The 15,456-nt window shown below is 69.7% G+C and carries 15 protein-coding genes; 12 read left to right on the top strand and 3 right to left on the bottom strand.

The genetic code is table 11. The features are described 5' to 3' along the window. Window positions 1-16: 16 nt before the first annotated feature. From ACU6XJ_RS00190 to ACU6XJ_RS00145, 10 genes are all read left to right on the top strand, one after another. Window positions 17-1,219, top strand: coding sequence for an argininosuccinate synthase (locus tag ACU6XJ_RS00190; protein WP_476305481.1), 1,203 nt, complete (start codon window positions 17-19; stop codon window positions 1,217-1,219). A 10-nt stretch (window positions 1,220-1,229) separates the two neighbouring features. Then, complete coding sequence (argH, locus tag ACU6XJ_RS00185; RefSeq protein WP_476305479.1) at window positions 1,230-2,651, top strand: argininosuccinate lyase; 1,422 nt, start codon at window positions 1,230-1,232, stop codon at window positions 2,649-2,651. 129 nt (window positions 2,652-2,780) lie between these two features. Beyond that, window positions 2,781-3,869 (top strand): OmpA family protein, encoded by a 1,089-nt coding sequence (locus ACU6XJ_RS00180; RefSeq protein WP_476305476.1) that lies wholly within the window; start codon window positions 2,781-2,783, stop codon window positions 3,867-3,869. 11 nt (window positions 3,870-3,880) lie between these two features. Continuing rightward, on the top strand, window positions 3,881-4,885 hold the full coding sequence (locus tag ACU6XJ_RS00175; protein ID WP_476305474.1) for a sunset domain-containing protein: 1,005 nt from the start codon (window positions 3,881-3,883) through the stop codon (window positions 4,883-4,885). A 139-nt stretch (window positions 4,886-5,024) separates the two neighbouring features. Beyond that, window positions 5,025-5,495, top strand: coding sequence for a hypothetical protein (locus ACU6XJ_RS00170; protein ID WP_476305471.1), 471 nt, complete (start codon window positions 5,025-5,027; stop codon window positions 5,493-5,495). Continuing rightward, window positions 5,492-6,361 (top strand): tetratricopeptide repeat protein, encoded by an 870-nt coding sequence (locus ACU6XJ_RS00165; protein WP_476305468.1) that lies wholly within the window; start codon window positions 5,492-5,494, stop codon window positions 6,359-6,361. Before ACU6XJ_RS00170 ends, ACU6XJ_RS00165 begins: the two co-directional genes overlap by 4 nt. Beyond that, on the top strand, window positions 6,358-7,599 hold the full coding sequence (locus ACU6XJ_RS00160; protein WP_476305466.1) for an ATP-binding protein: 1,242 nt from the start codon (window positions 6,358-6,360) through the stop codon (window positions 7,597-7,599). Before ACU6XJ_RS00165 ends, ACU6XJ_RS00160 begins: the two co-directional genes overlap by 4 nt. A gap of 159 nt (window positions 7,600-7,758) precedes the next feature. Then, complete coding sequence (locus ACU6XJ_RS00155; protein ID WP_476305463.1) at window positions 7,759-9,399, top strand: choice-of-anchor B family protein; 1,641 nt, start codon at window positions 7,759-7,761, stop codon at window positions 9,397-9,399. Window position 9,400: 1 nt separating this feature from the next. Beyond that, window positions 9,401-10,228: a hypothetical protein gene (locus ACU6XJ_RS00150; RefSeq protein ID WP_476305461.1), complete on the top strand. Its 828-nt coding sequence runs from the start codon at window positions 9,401-9,403 to the stop codon at window positions 10,226-10,228. 97 nt (window positions 10,229-10,325) lie between these two features. Beyond that, window positions 10,326-10,799: an SSI family serine proteinase inhibitor gene (locus ACU6XJ_RS00145; protein ID WP_476305459.1), complete on the top strand. Its 474-nt coding sequence runs from the start codon at window positions 10,326-10,328 to the stop codon at window positions 10,797-10,799. A 3-nt stretch (window positions 10,800-10,802) separates the two neighbouring features. Here the strand turns inward: ACU6XJ_RS00145 and ACU6XJ_RS00140 are convergent, their stop codons facing one another. After that, window positions 10,803-11,420 carry a TetR/AcrR family transcriptional regulator gene (locus ACU6XJ_RS00140; RefSeq protein ID WP_476305457.1) on the bottom strand — a complete coding sequence of 206 codons (618 nt, stop codon included), beginning with the start codon at window positions 11,418-11,420 and terminating at the stop codon, window positions 10,803-10,805. An 84-nt stretch (window positions 11,421-11,504) separates the two neighbouring features. Here ACU6XJ_RS00140 and ACU6XJ_RS00135 point away from each other — a divergent pair, with 84 nt between their 5' ends. Then, window positions 11,505-12,122 carry a DNA-3-methyladenine glycosylase gene (locus tag ACU6XJ_RS00135; protein ID WP_476305454.1) on the top strand — a complete coding sequence of 206 codons (618 nt, stop codon included), beginning with the start codon at window positions 11,505-11,507 and terminating at the stop codon, window positions 12,120-12,122. On the opposite strand, the gene ACU6XJ_RS00130 is transcribed toward ACU6XJ_RS00135, so the two are convergent. Then, window positions 12,123-13,556 carry an SDR family NAD(P)-dependent oxidoreductase gene (locus ACU6XJ_RS00130; RefSeq protein WP_476305452.1) on the bottom strand — a complete coding sequence of 478 codons (1,434 nt, stop codon included), beginning with the start codon at window positions 13,554-13,556 and terminating at the stop codon, window positions 12,123-12,125. It abuts the gene before it with no gap. 197 nt (window positions 13,557-13,753) lie between these two features. Between ACU6XJ_RS00130 and ACU6XJ_RS00125 the strand changes: the two genes are divergently transcribed. Then, on the top strand, window positions 13,754-14,449 hold the full coding sequence (locus ACU6XJ_RS00125; RefSeq protein WP_476305449.1) for a hypothetical protein: 696 nt from the start codon (window positions 13,754-13,756) through the stop codon (window positions 14,447-14,449). A 64-nt stretch (window positions 14,450-14,513) separates the two neighbouring features. On the opposite strand, the gene ACU6XJ_RS00120 is transcribed toward ACU6XJ_RS00125, so the two are convergent. Next, window positions 14,514-15,389, bottom strand: a complete 876-nt coding sequence (locus ACU6XJ_RS00120) for a TIGR03621 family F420-dependent LLM class oxidoreductase (RefSeq protein WP_476305446.1) — start codon at window positions 15,387-15,389, stop codon at window positions 14,514-14,516. Between the last annotated feature and the right edge of the window lie 67 nt (window positions 15,390-15,456).

Here is a 15,456-nt window from a genome sequence, read left to right as displayed (position 1 = left end):
ACAGAGGAGAACGATCATGAGTGACCGGGTGGTGCTCGCCTACTCCGGTGGGCTGGACACATCGGTGGCGATCGGCTGGATCGCCGAGGAGACCGGGGCCGAGGTCGTCGCCGTCGCGGTCGACGTCGGCCAGGGCGGGGAGGACCTGGAGACCATCCGCAAGCGGGCCATCGCCTGCGGTGCCGTCGAGGCCGTCGTCGCGGACGCCCGCGACGAGTTCGCCGAGCAGTACTGCCTGCCCGCGTTGCAGGCCAACGCCCTCTACATGGAGCGCTACCCGCTGGTGTCGGCGCTGTCCCGGCCGGTGATCGTCAAGCACCTCGCCGAGGCCGCCAAGTACCACGGCGCGAGCGTCGTCGCGCACGGCTGCACCGGCAAGGGCAACGACCAGGTCCGGTTCGAGGTCGGCATCGGCGCCCTCGCCCCCGACCTGCGGGTGCTGGCGCCCGTGCGGGACTTCGCCTGGACCCGTGAGAAGGCCATCGTGTGGGCCGAGGAGCGCAACCTGCCCATCGACGTGTCGAAGAAGTCCCCGTACTCGGTGGACCAGAACGTCTGGGGCCGCGCGGTGGAGACCGGGTTCCTCGAGGACATCTGGAACGCGCCCATCGAGGACGTCTACGACTACACCGCCGACCCCGCCCAGCCCCGCGAGGCCGACGAACTGGTGATCACCTTCGAGGCCGGGGTGCCGGTGGCCATCGACGGCGCGAAGGTCTCCGTGCTGGAGGCCATCCAGCAGCTCAACAGCCGCGCGGGCGCGCAGGGCGTCGGCAGGCTGGACATGGTGGAGGACCGGCTGGTCGGCATCAAGAGCCGCGAGATCTACGAGGCACCCGGCGCCATCGCGCTGATCACCGCGCACCAGGAGTTGGAGAACGTCACCGTCGAACGCGACGTCGCCCGCTTCAAGCGGCAGGTCGAGCAGCGCTGGACCGAACTGGTCTACGACGGCCTGTGGTTCTCCCCGCTCAAGGACGCGCTGGACGTGTTCATCGCCAAGACCCAGGAGCACGTCACCGGCGACATCCGCCTCGTCCTGCACGGCGGCCGGGCCGTGGTGAACGGCAGGCGCAGCGACGTCTCGCTGTACGACTTCAACCTGGCCACCTACGACGAGGGCGACACCTTCGACCAGTCGCTGGCCAAGGGCTTCGTCCAGCTGTGGGGCCTGCCCAGCAAGATCGCCGCCAAGCGGGACCAGCACAAGAACGCGTGAGGGGTTTTCGGTGAGTGAGCAGGGCGCCCGGTTGTGGGGCGGGCGGTTCGAGTCGGGTCCATCCGAGGCGATGGCGGCGCTGAGCCTGTCGACGCAGTTCGACTGGCGCCTGGCGCCCTACGACATCGCCGGTTCACACGCGCATGCCCGCGTGCTGCACCGGGCGGGCCTGCTCACCTCCGATGAACTCGACCGCATGCTGGCAGGCTTGAAGCAGCTTGCCGCCGACGTCGCGTCCGGGGCGTTCGTGCCGGTCGTCGCCGACGAGGACGTGCACACCGCGTTGGAACGCGGGCTGACGCAAATCGTGGGCGCCGACCTTGGCGGCAAGCTGCGCGCCGGGCGCTCCCGCAACGACCAGGTGGCGACGCTGTTCCGGATGTGGCTGCGGGACGGGGCCAAACGCGTCGCGAACGGCGTGCTGGAGGTGGCCGACGCGTTGCTCGGCCAGGCCAAGGCCCACCCGGACGCGGCCATGCCGGGACGCACGCACCTCCAGCACGCGCAGCCCGTACTGCTCGCGCATCACCTGGCGGCACACGCACAAGCGCTGCTGCGGGACGTGGAACGCCTGCGGGACTGGGACAAGCGGGCCGCTGTGTCCCCCTACGGCTCGGGCGCGCTGGCCGGGTCATCGCTCGGCCTGGACCCGGCGGCGGTGGCGGCGGAACTGGGCTTCGCCGCGCCCGCGGAGAACTCCATCGACGGCACCGCCTCCCGCGACTTCGCCGCCGAAATCGCGTTCTGCCTCGCCATGGTGGGCGTCAACCTGTCCAGGATCGCCGAGGAAGTGATCATCTGGACCACCGCCGAGTTCGGCTACGCGACCCTGCACGACTCCTGGGCCACCGGCAGTTCGATCATGCCGCAGAAGAAGAACCCCGACATCGCCGAACTCGCCCGCGGCAAGTCGGGGCGCCTCATCGGCAACCTCACCGGGCTGCTCGCGACGCTGAAGGCGCAGCCGCTGGCGTACAACCGGGACCTCCAGGAGGACAAGGAGCCGCTGTTCGACTCCGTCGAGCAGTTGGAACTGCTGCTGCCCGCGGTCACCGGCATGATCGCGACCCTCACCTTCCACACCGGACGGCTCGCCGAACTGGCGCCCGCCGGATTCACCCTGGCCACCGACATCGCCGAATGGCTTGTCCGCCAAGGCGTTCCGTTCCGAGTGGCGCATGAGGCCGCGGGGGAGTGCGTGCGCATCGCCGAGGGCCGCGGCGTCGGGCTGGACGACCTCACCGACGACGAACTGGCCAAAGTGCACGTCGCGCTGACGCCCGCCGTGCGGGAGGTCCTTACCGTCGAAGGCTCCATCGGTTCCCGCAACGCCTACGGCGGCACCGCGCCCGAGCGCGTCGCGGAGCAACTGGACCGGCTCGCCGCCCGGATCACCGACCACCGCGGCTGGACCGGCAAGCCGACCGGGTGATCTTGAGGGGAAATAGGCTGAAAGGCTGGGTGAACGCCTCGGTTTCGCTGGGCCGAATGGAGTAGGCCGGGGGTACGCTGCGCCTCGCCTCCTGATCTGGAGGCGACGTTTGCGTCCCTGCGGAGCGAGATGCCGGACAACACCACACGTAAAACCCCCTGGCTGCCGTTGGCGGTCGCGATCCTGCTCGTCCCGCTCGCGGTCGCGGGCATCGCGACCTTGGCAGGCCACCGGGGAATCGAGGACACGCTCACCGCCGAGTCCCGGCAGGCACTGGCCGACGCGGGCCAGTCCAACGCCAAGGTCAGATTCAGCGGAGTCGTCGGCACCATCGACGGCGTGACCGGTGAGGCCGCCGACAAGGCGGAGAGCACCGTCGAGGACCTGCCCGGCGTCTGGCGGGCGGATGTGCCCGGCGCGACCGGCGACCACGGCGGCGACCACGGACAGCAGCCCACCGAGACCCCGGCCGCCCCGATTCCGGCGAAGCCGTTGGGGATCAACGTCTCCGGTGACACCGTCACGCTGAACGGGTCGGTGCCCGACGAGGCGACCAGGGCCGCCGTGGTGCAGGCGGCGAACGCGCAGGCCGGTGGCCGCAAGGTGGAGGACCACCTCACCGTCGTGTCCGGCGCACCGTCCCCTGTGGACGCGGCAGGCGCAGGCAAGGCTGTCGGCGCGCTGACGGCGGTACTGGGCAGCGCACCCGGCGACCGCAGCGTGTCCTGGAGCGGTACGGGCGTCACACTCGCGGGCGACGCGCCCAGCGAGTCCGCCAAGGCCGCCATGGAGCAGAAGGTCAAGGAGATCATCCCCGGCGCCGCCGTGGACAACCGCCTCATCGCGGTGCCCGGCGCCGACCGTGAGGCGTTGCAGCAGCAGCTGAACCAGCTTGTCGCGGCCGCGCCGATCACCTTCCAGCCCAACTCGCCGAACCTCACCCCTGGCGGCGCGGACACCGTGCGCAAGATCGCCGAAGTGCTGCGCGCCTCGGACGCCAAGGTCGAGGTCAACGGGCACGTCGCGCCCATCGGTGGCAGGCCGGAGGGTGCGCAGCTACTCAGCGACCAGCGCGCCGAGACGGTCAAGCAGCAGCTCATCAGGGCGGGCATCGCCGCGGAGCGGATCACCGCACGGGGCTTCGGTGCCACCAAGCCGGTGCAGCCCAACAACCCCACCGCCCCGGCCAACCGCCGGGTCGAAATCGTCGTCGCGTAGGAGGCAGGACCATGGGTTGGCTTTTTGGACAGATCTGGCTGTGGTGCCTGGTCTCGCTGCTGCTGGGGTTGTTGATCGGCTGGCTGGTCTGGGGCCGTCGCGGCTCTCGGACCGAAAGCGATGAGCGGGCCGAGACCGTCGCGCGGACCGAGGACCGTTCCGACTTTGGTGCCACCGAGTTGAGCGGTAAGTGGGCGGATGAGGAGCAGGTGCCGGTCTCCCGCACCGGCTCCGACACGGACTCCGGCGCGACCGCGAGGCCGGTCGCCGACACCTCCGCGACGACCGGAGCGGCAGCAGGCGCCCCGACCGCGCGGTCGGACGCGGACGCCTCCACCACGGCAGGCGCCCCGGCCGCGAGGCAGTCCTCGGATGCCTCGGCGACGACGGGCGGCGCGGCGGGTGGGGCTGCTGCCGGGCGGGGCACCGACCGCGGTGTCTCCGTGCCCAGCCAGACCGCGCAGTCGCAGGCACCCGCGTCCACGCCCTCTTCGGACTACACCCCGAAGGGCTCGGCGCCCACCGGCGGCGGCACCGGAACGGCGGTGGCGCCCGAGGTCAAGACGGCGGCCACCAGGGTGAGGGAGCCCTACGGCCCGGGTTCGGCCGAGCCGATGGCCGATGGCAGCGCGCCGTCGACCGAGTATCGGATCAAGGGCAACCGCGAGTCGATGCTGTTCCACGGCCCCGACTCGCCGTACTACTCCCGCACCACGGCCGAGGCGTGGTTCAAGACCGCCGCCGACGCCGAGCGGGCGGGCTTCACCCCGTGGAGCAAGGCCCGCGGCGAGGCCGCCCTGGCCACCCCGTCGGTAGAGCCCGGCCCGTACCCGAACTCGGCCATGCCGATGGTCGACGGCAGCGCCCCGTCCCGCGACTACCGGGTCAAGGGCAACCGGGACTCGATGCTCTACCACACCGAGGACTCCCCGTTCTTCAGCGTCACCACCGCCGAGGTCTGGTTCAAGACCTCCGCCGACGCCGAGGAGTCCGGCTTCCGCCCCTGGCGAGGCTGACCGAAACCGCAGTTCGAACCCCGCGAGTGGCAACCGGCGCCAGAGCCGGTTGCCACTCGCGGCATTTTCACGGGCTGCGGCGGTCGGAAGCCGAAGGCGGTGCGCGGGCAACCTCGCCGGACAGTCAGCGGTCTTCTCTATGATGCGTCCGGAACTGGGGATGGTGTTGATGGACGACCTGCTGCGGCCGACGATCGGTCAGCCCGCGAGACAGACCCGGCCGTGGCGGATCAGCAGCCAGGCCTTCGTCGCTTTCTTCGGCGGGGTCAGCGCGGTGACCGTGATCGCGGTGCTCAACGGTGGACGGCTCGGCCTGCCGGGCAGGCAGCGCCTGCTCATGGCCGGGGTCGGCGTGCTCGGGCTGATCGCGGAGTTCGTGATCGTGGCGAACATCCCCAGCGACACATCCAAGAGCGTGTTCCGCCTGGTCACGATCGTCTCGGCGATCGCGGTGTACGCCGCGTTGACCTGGTTCCAGCGCACCGGTGAGCGGGTCTCCGAGCTTCGCGGCGTCGAACCTGCCTCGCTGTGGCTGCCGGGACTCGCGGCGGTGCTGCTCTGCGGCCTGCCCGAGCGGGCGCTGGTGATCATCGTCGGCGGCTACCTGTGACCGCGCCCAGCGAGCAGCGCCTCGCGTTGGCCCGCCACTACGTCGGTATCGGCCACGCCGACCGCGCCCTGACCACGTTGGCCGATCTCGACGGCTCCGATGCTGTCGGTGCCGAGGCCTGCATGCTGCGGATTCAGGCGTTGCGGTTGCTGAGCCGCCACTATGAAGCATCCGATGCCGCGAAGGACGCCCTCGGGCGCTTCGGACCCGACCCGGACCTGTTCTTCGAACTCGGCCTGGCTCTGCGCGCACTGGTCAAGCCCGTCGAATCCGAGCGTGCCCTGCTGGAGGGCCTGGCGCTGGACCCGAGGCACATCGGGCTGCTCTGCGCCTACGCCGAACTGTGCGCCGAGGCGGGGCAGCTTGAGAAGGCCGACCGGCTCGTCGACCGGATCGCGCAGGCGGAGCCGCAACATCCGGTGGTGCCGCAGCTTCGCGCCATGCTCGCGTTGACCCGCGGCGACTCCGCCGAGGCGAAGATGTGGAGCACGCGGGCGCTGGAGCAGGACCCCGCGAGCGCGTTCGCCAGCAACCTGCACGGGGTCGCCGCCGCGCAGCGCGGCGACTTCGCCACCGCCAACACCTTCTACCGGCGGGCGGCGGCGGCCGAACCGGACAACCGCGATTACGTCAGCAACGCCCGCAGCACCGCGGTGCTGGTGCACCCGCTGCTGCGGCCGCTGGTGCCGATCGCCCGGCTCGGGCCGATGAAGGTCTGGCTCGGCGTGCTCATCCTGATCCTTGGCCTGCGCGCCGCGGGCCTCGGCGTTGCCGCGCTCGTGCTGGGTGTCTGCTGGTTCGTGTTCTGTGTGTACTCCTGGATCACCCCGCCCCTGGTCCGCCGCTGGATGGAGCGCCGACGGTGAACGCCGACCGCATCGAATCGCTGCGCCGCGCCGTGCAGGCCAGCCCCGAGGACGCCACGCTGCGGCTGCTGCTGGCCGAGCAGCTGGTGGCCGTGGACCCGGCCGGGGCGCTGGACGAGTACGAAACCCTGCTGACCACGGGCACGCTGCCCGCGGGGTCCATTGTGGAGGTTGGCGTCCTCGCCGCCGACCAGCAGCGCCTGCCGCTGCTGCGGGCCTGCGTCGAACGGGCCAGGCAGGCCGGTGTCGTGGAGGGCGTCGGCAGGCTCCAGCAACTGGTCGACCAACTGCTGGCGGCGCGCGGCGCGGTCCGGGTGCCCGTCGGCGGGGGAGAAGCGGCCGAGTTCGCGGCCGAACCGGTCGAGAAGATCACCTTCGACCAGGTCGGCGGCATGGCGGAGGCCAAGCGGCTGATCCACCGCATGATCATCCTGCCGCTGTCCCGGCCCGAGCTGTACGCCCGCTACGGCCGCAAGACCGGTGGCGGCGTGCTGCTCTACGGTCCGCCGGGCTGCGGGAAGACGCTGCTGGCCAGAGCGACGGCGGGGGAGTGCGGGCTGCCGTTCGTGAACGTGCGCATCGAGGACGTCATGGACCCGTTCATGGGTGTCTCGGAGCGCAACCTACACCTGGCGTTCGAGACCGCGCGGGCCCAGTCGCCGTGCGTGTTGTTCCTGGACGAGGTGGACGCGCTGGCCTTCGCCCGGCACAAGCACCACGGCTCGGACGCCCGCCGCCTGGTCGATGTGCTGCTCCAGGAACTGGATGCCATCGGCTCCGACAACGACGGGGTGCTGGTGCTCGCCGCGACCAACGCGCCGTGGGACGTGGACGAGGCCATGCTGCGCCCCGGCCGCCTTGACCGGCTGCTGTTCGTGCCGCCGCCGGATGAGCAGGCCCGCGCCGAGATCCTGTCGGTGCTGTTGCGCGAGGTCCCCACCAGCGGTGTCGATGCTGCCGACCTGGCCAGGCGGACCGCGTTGTTCAGCGGCGCCGACCTCGCCGCCACGGTGGAGCGCGCCATCGACCAGGTCATCGACCTCGCCCTGAGCAGCGGGCTGGAACCGCCGGTGGAGGCCGCGCATCTGGTGGCCGCGGCCGCCGCGGTCAGGCCGTCCACGCTCGACTGGCTGAACCAGGTCCGGGCGTACGTGGAGTTCGCCAACCACGCCGAGCGCTACTCCGATGTGCAGGAGTACCTGTCGGGCCGCGAGGTGCGCCGCCGCCTTTCGCAGTAGCGCATTCTGTGAATAAAACGGCGAACTGAGTGGAAAACTGAAGGGCCGAAAACCGCCAGGATAGGGCTTTCCCTGATGGTTTTTCCCGTTGCGCCGCTTATGGTCTTTGCAGGCAGACGCCTGCCCTGGGCGTTCCCTGCTGCCCACAAGGAGTTGACCATGCGCGCTGTGCGAATGGGTGGCCTCGCCATCCTCGCGGCCGCCCTGCTGGCATCGTTCACGATGCCCGCATCGGCTCACGATCCGAACTCGGCGGAAGGCAAAGAAGAGGCAAGGGCGTTCAACGCCAACCACGAGCCCGCCGTCCGCCGGGCCGCCGTCACGGGGGCCGCGGTGCCCTGTGTGAACGGCAAGGCCGACATCTATCCCTGCAAGAACATCGACCTGCAGGCCGTGATGCCGCTGAGCACCATCGGCGGCGGCAACGGCAACAGCATGTGGGGCTGGACCGACGCCTCCAGCGGCAAGGAATACATCATCTTCGCGCGCACCAACGGTGCCGCCTTCGTCGACGTCACCACGCCGACCAGCCCGAAGTATCTGGGCAACCTGCCCTCCCACAACGGCACCAGCAGCTCGTGGCGCGACGTCAAGGTCTACAAGGACCACGCCTACATCGGCGCCGACCAGATCAACGGCCACGGCATGCAGGTCTTCGACCTGACCAGGCTGCGCAGCGTCACCTCGCCGCAGACCTTCACCGCCGACGCCCGCTACACCGGCTTCGGCCCCTCGCACACGCTGGCCGTGAACGAGGACACCGGCTACATCTACGCGGTGGGCTCCAACACCTGCAACGGCGGCGTGCACATGGTCGACGTGCGCACCCCGAAGTCACCCAAGAACGCGGGCTGCGTTGACAACGACGGTTACGTCCACGAGAACCAGTGCGTGGTCTACAACGGACCCGACACCGCCCACAAGGGACGCGAGATCTGCTTCAACTACAACGTCGACACGCTGACGATCGTCGACGTGACCGACAAGCCGAACTTCAAGCAGATCTCCCGCACCACCTACACCAACGCGAAGTTCACCCACCAGGGCTGGCTGACCCCTGACCAGTCGCGTCTGGTGATGAACGACGAGTTGGACGGTGACCCGCGCACGCTGATCTGGGACGTCAAGGACCTGGAGCGGCCGGTGCACACCGGCACCTACAAGCCCACCTTCGGCTCGGCGGTCGACCACAACGAGTACATCGTCGGCAACCGCGTCTACCAGGCCAACTACCGCGCCGGCCTGCGGGTGCTGGACTCCAGCCAGATCGCGTCGAACCAGCTCAGCGAGATCGGCTTCTTCGACATCTACCCGGCCAACAACAACGACGGCTTCAACGGGGCGTGGAACACCTACCCGTTCTTCAAGTCGGGCACGATCGCGATCAGCGGCATCGAGCAGGGTCTCGTGCTGGTGAAGCTGAACGTGCGCAACACCGACCCGGAGCCCGAGCCGACGCCGGGCGAGTTCACCAACGGTGACGACGTCGCGATCAAGGACAACACCACCGTCGAGTCGCCGATCACCGTCGCAGGCCGCACCGGCAACGCCTCCAGCGCGCTGAAGGTGCCGGTGGACATCACCCACTCCTACCAGGGCGACCTGCGCATCGAACTGGTCGCGCCGGACGGCACGGTGTTCCTGCTGAAGGACTACTCCAACTCCTCGGCGGACGACGTGAAGACCACGTACACGGTGGACGCCTCCGGCGAGGCGGCCAACGGCACGTGGAAGTTGCGCGTGCGCGACAACTACCCACAGGACACCGGGACCCTCAACCAGTGGGGCCTCCAGTTCTGACATGCGGAAACTGCTGATCGTCCTGCTCACCACGCTGGCAGGCCTCACCGCGTCGTGTGGCCTTCCGGAGGGGGACCAGGCAGCCGTCACCGTGCCCTTGCGGCACGGTGACGGCCTTTCCGACACCCACGACGACTTCCGCATGGTCCCGGTGACGCTGCCCGCCGAGCGCGGGCCCGCGGTGCCGGTGGCGTTCCAGATCATCGCGCCGGACGGCAAGCCGCAGGCCGAGTACGAGATCTACCAGGCCAAGCAGCTGCATTTCATCGTGCTGCGCGAGGACATGACGCAGTTCCAGCACCTGCACCCCACCCTGGACGGCGACACCTGGCGCACCACACTGTCCATTCCGGACGGCGGCCTGTACCGGATGTACGTCGAGTTCGTCCCCAAAGGACGGCCGGACCGCACCCACGCCACGATGCTCGGGCTGTCCTTCGTGATCCCCGGTGACACCGGTCTGGTGCCGGTGCCGCCGCAGGCACCGGTGGCCACCGTGGACGGGTTCACGGTGAGCCGCTTCGAGGGCGACCAGTTCGTGCCGGTGGACAAGCCGACGATGCTGCGCTTCCGCATCGCCGACGCCGAGGGTAAGCCGGTCACCCGGCTGGAGCCCTACCTGGACTCGCCAGGCCACCTGTCCTCGTTCAACGTGCTGAGCATGTCGCTGTCGCACCTGCACCCCATGGCGCACGCGAACGAGTCGGCGAAGGGGCCGGTGCTGAGCTTCCACGCCCAGTTCCCGCTGCGCGGCGAGCAGCGGCTGTTCCTGGAGTTCAACGTGGACGGCAAGGTCCGCACCGCGGTGCTCACCCTGTTCATCACCTGAGTGTGGTTTTCGGGCGATGCGGGGATTCCCCATGCAACCGGTCACGGCGTTGATCACGTCTGCCGGGTGAGAACCGATACCGGAGGTGTGCAGGCTGATGCTCGGACGAGTCGCGCTAGGCGTACTGGTACTGGCCCTGACGGTGGGGTGCGAGCCCGGCGGAGCCCCGGCACCGGGGTCGTCGACGACGAGCCCGACGTCACCGCCGTCCACGAGCACCAGCCCCGGGTCGACACCTCCGGGCACCTCCACCAGCGGCGTCCCGCTGCCGCCCACCGCCGCCTACTCGCTGAGCACCTTCAGCGAGTTCGACAACAAGACCACCCGCGTCACCCTCCAGTGCAAGCCCACCGTCGGCGGCACCCACCCCAAGGCCGCCCAGGCCTGCCAGGAACTCGGCGAGGCGGGCAACGACCCGGCGCGCATCGCCGAGCAGCAGGACAAGGCCTGCTCCCGGGAGTACCGCCCGGTGCGGGCGACCGTGGTGGCGGACGGCAAGGAGCTGTTCAACCAGGAGTTCAGCAACCCCTGTGTCATGCTCACCAAGACCCGCACCCTCTTCGACTTCTGAGGTTCACGACTTGAGGGACTGACGCAGCGCGATGCGTCCCAGCGGGCCGAGGCCCTCGACCACGTCCACCAATTTGGCGAGTTGTTCGAGAGCACCGAGGGCCGCTCGGGCGCCCGCATCGTCAGCGGCACCGTAAAGCTCGACGCCGACAAAACTCGCGCAGGCCAGCCGCGCCAGCCCAGCAGGCTCGGCGACTCCCGCCAGCGGTGACGCGGCCAGGAGCCGTTCCACCGTGCGCTCCACGGCGTCGGTCCACAGCGCCAGCGCGTCCCTGGTCGCCTCGGCCAGCCCCGGATCGGTCTGCGCTGCGGCCAACGCCTGGGCCAGCACGGCGACGTTGCCCGCGGCCTGTTCCTCGTCGTGGATGCGTCGGCCCAGCGCCAACAGCTCGCCGAGGCTGCCGACCGCGTCGAACTGCTCGGCGTAGGCGTCCACCCTGGCCTGCGTGGTGACCCGACAGGCCTCGCCGAGCAGTGTGTCGACGCTGCCGAAGTGGTAGAAGACCAGCGCCTGGTTCACCCCCGCCGCCGTGGCGATCACCCGCGCGGACGCACCGGCGATGCCGTGTGCGCGGATCGCCTCGATCGCCCCGTGGATCAGCTTCAGCCTGGTGTCGACCACCCACTCAGCGTAGAGAATGCACGGATTTCCCGGCCTGGTCGGCCTGTCGGCGAGTCCGAACAACCGGCGGGTACGGTCGTTCTGGTGAACCCCATCGCACGTGACGCCCTGGCCATCGACCCGCTTGTCGCCGCGCCCATGCTGTTGGGCACCGTGTTGGAGGCGACCACCCCGGAGGGCGTCATCGGGGTGCGGCTGGTCGAGGTGGAGGCCTACCGGGGTTCGGACGACCCGGCGTCGCACTGCTACCGGGGGCAGACCGCGCGCAACGCGGTGATGTTCGGCCCCGCCGGGCACCTGTACGTGTACTTCGTCTACGGCATGCACTACTGCGCCAACATCGTCTGCCTCACAGACGGGCAGCCCGGCGCGGTGCTGCTGCGGGCGGGGGAGGTCGTCAGCGGGCTGGAGGCGGCCCGCGCCAAACGCCCCAACGCCCGCGGCGACCGGGAACTCGCCCGCGGCCCCGGCAGGCTGTGCAACGTTCTGGGCCTGACCCGCGACCACGACGGCACCGACCTCACGCGCCTGGAGTCCACCGTCCGCCTGCTGTCGGGCGACCCGGTCGCCGAATCCGACATCCGCAGCGGCCCGAGGGTCGGCGTCGCGATGGCCCACGAGGTGCCGTGGCGCTTCTGGATCGACGGCTCACCCGCGGTCAGCACCTACCGCCGCGGCACCAGGGTCCGCCGCCCCGTCTAGTCACCAGGCGGCGGGCTCGTAGTCCTTCAGGAAACACCCGTACAGGTCCTCGCCGCGCTCCCCGCGCACGATCGGGTCGTACACCCGCGCCGCGCCGTCGACCAGGTCCAGCGGCGCGTGGAAGCCCTCATCCGCCAGCCGCAGCTTGGTGGGGTGCGGCCGCTCGTCGGTGATCCACCCGGTGTCCACCGCGGTCATCAGGATGCCCTCGGACAGCATCTCCTCGGCGCTGGTCCGCGTCAGCATGTTCAAGGCGGCCTTCGCCATGTTGGTGTGCGGGTGCCCCGGCCCCTTGTAGGCGCGGCTGAACTGCCCCTCCATCGCGGAGACGTTCACGACGTACTTGCGCCGCGCCTTCGCCGCCGCCATGGCGGGCCGGAGGCGGCTGACCAGGATGAACGGCGCCGTCGAATTGCACAGCTGCACCTCGAGCAGCTCGATCGGGTCCACCTCGTGCACCCGCTGCGTCCAGCTGTTGATCTCGTGCAGGTCCGGCACCAGCCCACCGGCGTCCACCGCGGTCCCGGCCGCCACCCGCGCGGGCGAGGCCGACCCCGCCGTCAGCGCCAGCGCCGTCAGCGGGTGCACGTCCCGAACCGAACTGGCCAACGCCGCCGGATGCGCGTCCGAGGTGGAACCGAAGGTGATCAGCTCCGGCAGCGGCCCCGCGGGCAGCGGCGCGGCCTCCGCCTCAACCAGCGGCGCATAGGCACCGGGTGAGCGCCGCACGGTCTGCGCCGCGTTGTTGATCAGGATGTCCAGCGGTCCCGCCGCGGTGACCTCGTCGGCCAGCGCGATGACCTGGCCGGGGTCGCGGAGGTCGATGCCGGCGATCCGCAGCCGGTGCATCCAGTCGGCGCTGTCCTCCATCGCCGCGAACCGCCGGATGGCGTCGTTGGGGAACCGCGTGGTGACCGTCAGGTGTGCGCCGTCGCGCAGCAGCCGCAGCGCGATGTACATGCCGATCTTCGCCCGCCCACCGGTCAACAGCGCCCGCCTGCCCCGCAGATCGGTCCGCGCGTCCCGCCGCTCCCGGTTCAGCCGCGCACACATCGGGCACAGCTGGTGGTAGAACGCGTCGACATCGTGGTACCGCTGCTTGCAGGTGTAGCAGGACCGCGCCCGCAGCAGCCTGCCCGCCGTCGCGCCGACCGTGGTCGACACCAGCGGCAGCCCCTGCGTCTCGTCATCGATCCGCTGCGGTGAACCCGTCGCGGTGGCCTCGGTGACAGCCCGGTCCGCCGCCGTCACCGCGGCCCTGGCCTCGGTCTTGCGCAGCCTTTTGACCGCTTTGTACATCTTCCCGGTGGCCCGCCGCACCGCGATGTAGTCGGGATGCTCGGGCGGCAACGACTCGACCCGCTCCAACACCCGCAGGCAGACCTCAAGGTCAGCGGGGTCGATCCCGCCCTCTCCGTTGCTGTTCTCGATCATTTCCGCCGCTGTCTCGTATCCCCGTGTGAACCTCCGGCACTCTACGCACCGCCGTTGGATACCATCACCCGGATTGAGCAGTGACGGGGTGTGAGGGGGCAGACACCGTGCAGTCATCTCCGCCTGACGGCTCGACCGACTCTGGACCGAGAAGCGCCATCCAGTGGCCGATCAGCCTGGTCGCCGACGTGGCTGCCGTGACCGCGCTGCTGCTGACCCAGCAACACCTGATCGCACTCGTGCTGTCCGCCGCCACGCTGATCACCGGCCTGGTGCTCCTGGTCTCCAACTGGGGCCGCGTCCTCGGCCTCCGCGTCCTGGCCGCGGTGCTGACCCTCGTTCTCGGCGCCGCGGGCCTCAGCGCGGCCCTGGCCTACCGCGCCGCCGCCCCCGACCAGGTCCAAACAGCGGCCGGTTCCGAGACATCGACCAGCCCACGGCCGACGACCGTTTCTTCGACGCCCTCGACCACAACGGGCGCAACGGTTCCGGCGACCACCACGACACCGGCTTTCGGCCCGCCCGAGCTGCAAAAGGCCCTTGCGACGACGTTTGCCAATGGCACCTTCCTGGATCTCGACACGAAGACGGCCATGCCAGAGGTCACGGGAAGCGCCGACCTGGAACTGAGTTTCGGCACCCTGCGATTTGGCGAGGGATACATCACGGCCAAGGGAGTGGAGGTGCGGTTGGTGCCCGTGAAGGAAGCCAACCCTGCTACCTGCGCGGCCAGCACCAAGATCCGCGAGAATTCTGTCAGAATCGAAAACCTCCAACCCGGCGAAGCCATGTGCGTGCACACCAGTGACAACAACTGGGCGGTAATCAACAAGGTGGAGCCGGGTCGCGATGGCGACTACTCGATCAGTTGGGTGCTCTACCCGAAGCAGTAGCTGACCCCTTCGCGGTGATCTCGGCGGCGATCCGGGTGATCAGCTGCTTTCTCAGGGACATCCGTCAGCGGAGCAGTTCGATCACAGCCCCGAAGTCCTGCATGGCCGGTTCGAGGACGGTGAAGGAGGTGATGCCGAAGCGGTCCCGGTGCTCCTGGATCTTGCGGGCGATCTCGGCCGGGGTGCCGGAGAGCATCGAGGGCACGTCCGCCATTTGCTTCGGGGTGAGGCCGGAGGCGATGAACTCGTCCAAGGGGCCGAGGCTGTCCGTGGGGTTGCGGCTGACCGAGAACACGAGGATGTCGGAAACGTACTCGCGGTCCTTCGCCGCTTCGCGGGCGAAGCGGACTCGGCCGTCGATGTCCTCGGCGGTGGCCAGGGCCATCGGGTGGGACGAGCCGGGAGGGGCGGCCTTGCCGCCGACGAAGCCGACGATGTCGGCGTGCCTGGCGGCCAAGCGCAGCACGCGGTCGCCGTTGCCGCCGACCAGCAGCGGGATGTGCGGGGACTGGGCTGGGCGGGGCTGGAACTGCTCGTCCTCGGCGAAGCGCTTCAGCTCGGTGATGGTGTGCCGCAGGTGGTCGACGCGCTTGCCGGGCGACTCGAAGGGGATCCCGGCGAGGTCGAACTCCCACTCCATGTAACCGGTGCCCAGGCCGAGGTCCAGCCTGCCGTCGGTGAGCTGGTCGAGGGTGAACACCTCCCTGGCCAGCAGGGCGGGCTTGAAGAAGCCGACGTTGAGCACATACGTGCCCAGCCTCGGCCGCTCGGTGACATCGGCGGCCAATTGAAGCGAGGTGAACGGCGCGGGCATGCCGATGTGGTCGGCTACGTTGATCACGTCGTAGCCCAAGGACTCGGCGAGCTGGAACTTCTTGGTCCAGTCCTCCCGCGAGCCGGGTTGGACCAGGTTGACGCCGAAACGGAACGGCTGTCCCATCGAACCCCCAGGTTCAGTAAACGAACTCAGTCGCGGTTTCGACGTTACCAGCGCGTGATGAATGGGT

The sequence above is a fragment of the Actinorectispora metalli genome, from assembly GCF_056323685.1.
Note: the sequence above shows the minus strand (reverse complement) of the source record. Positions and strands in the feature narration are given on the sequence as shown.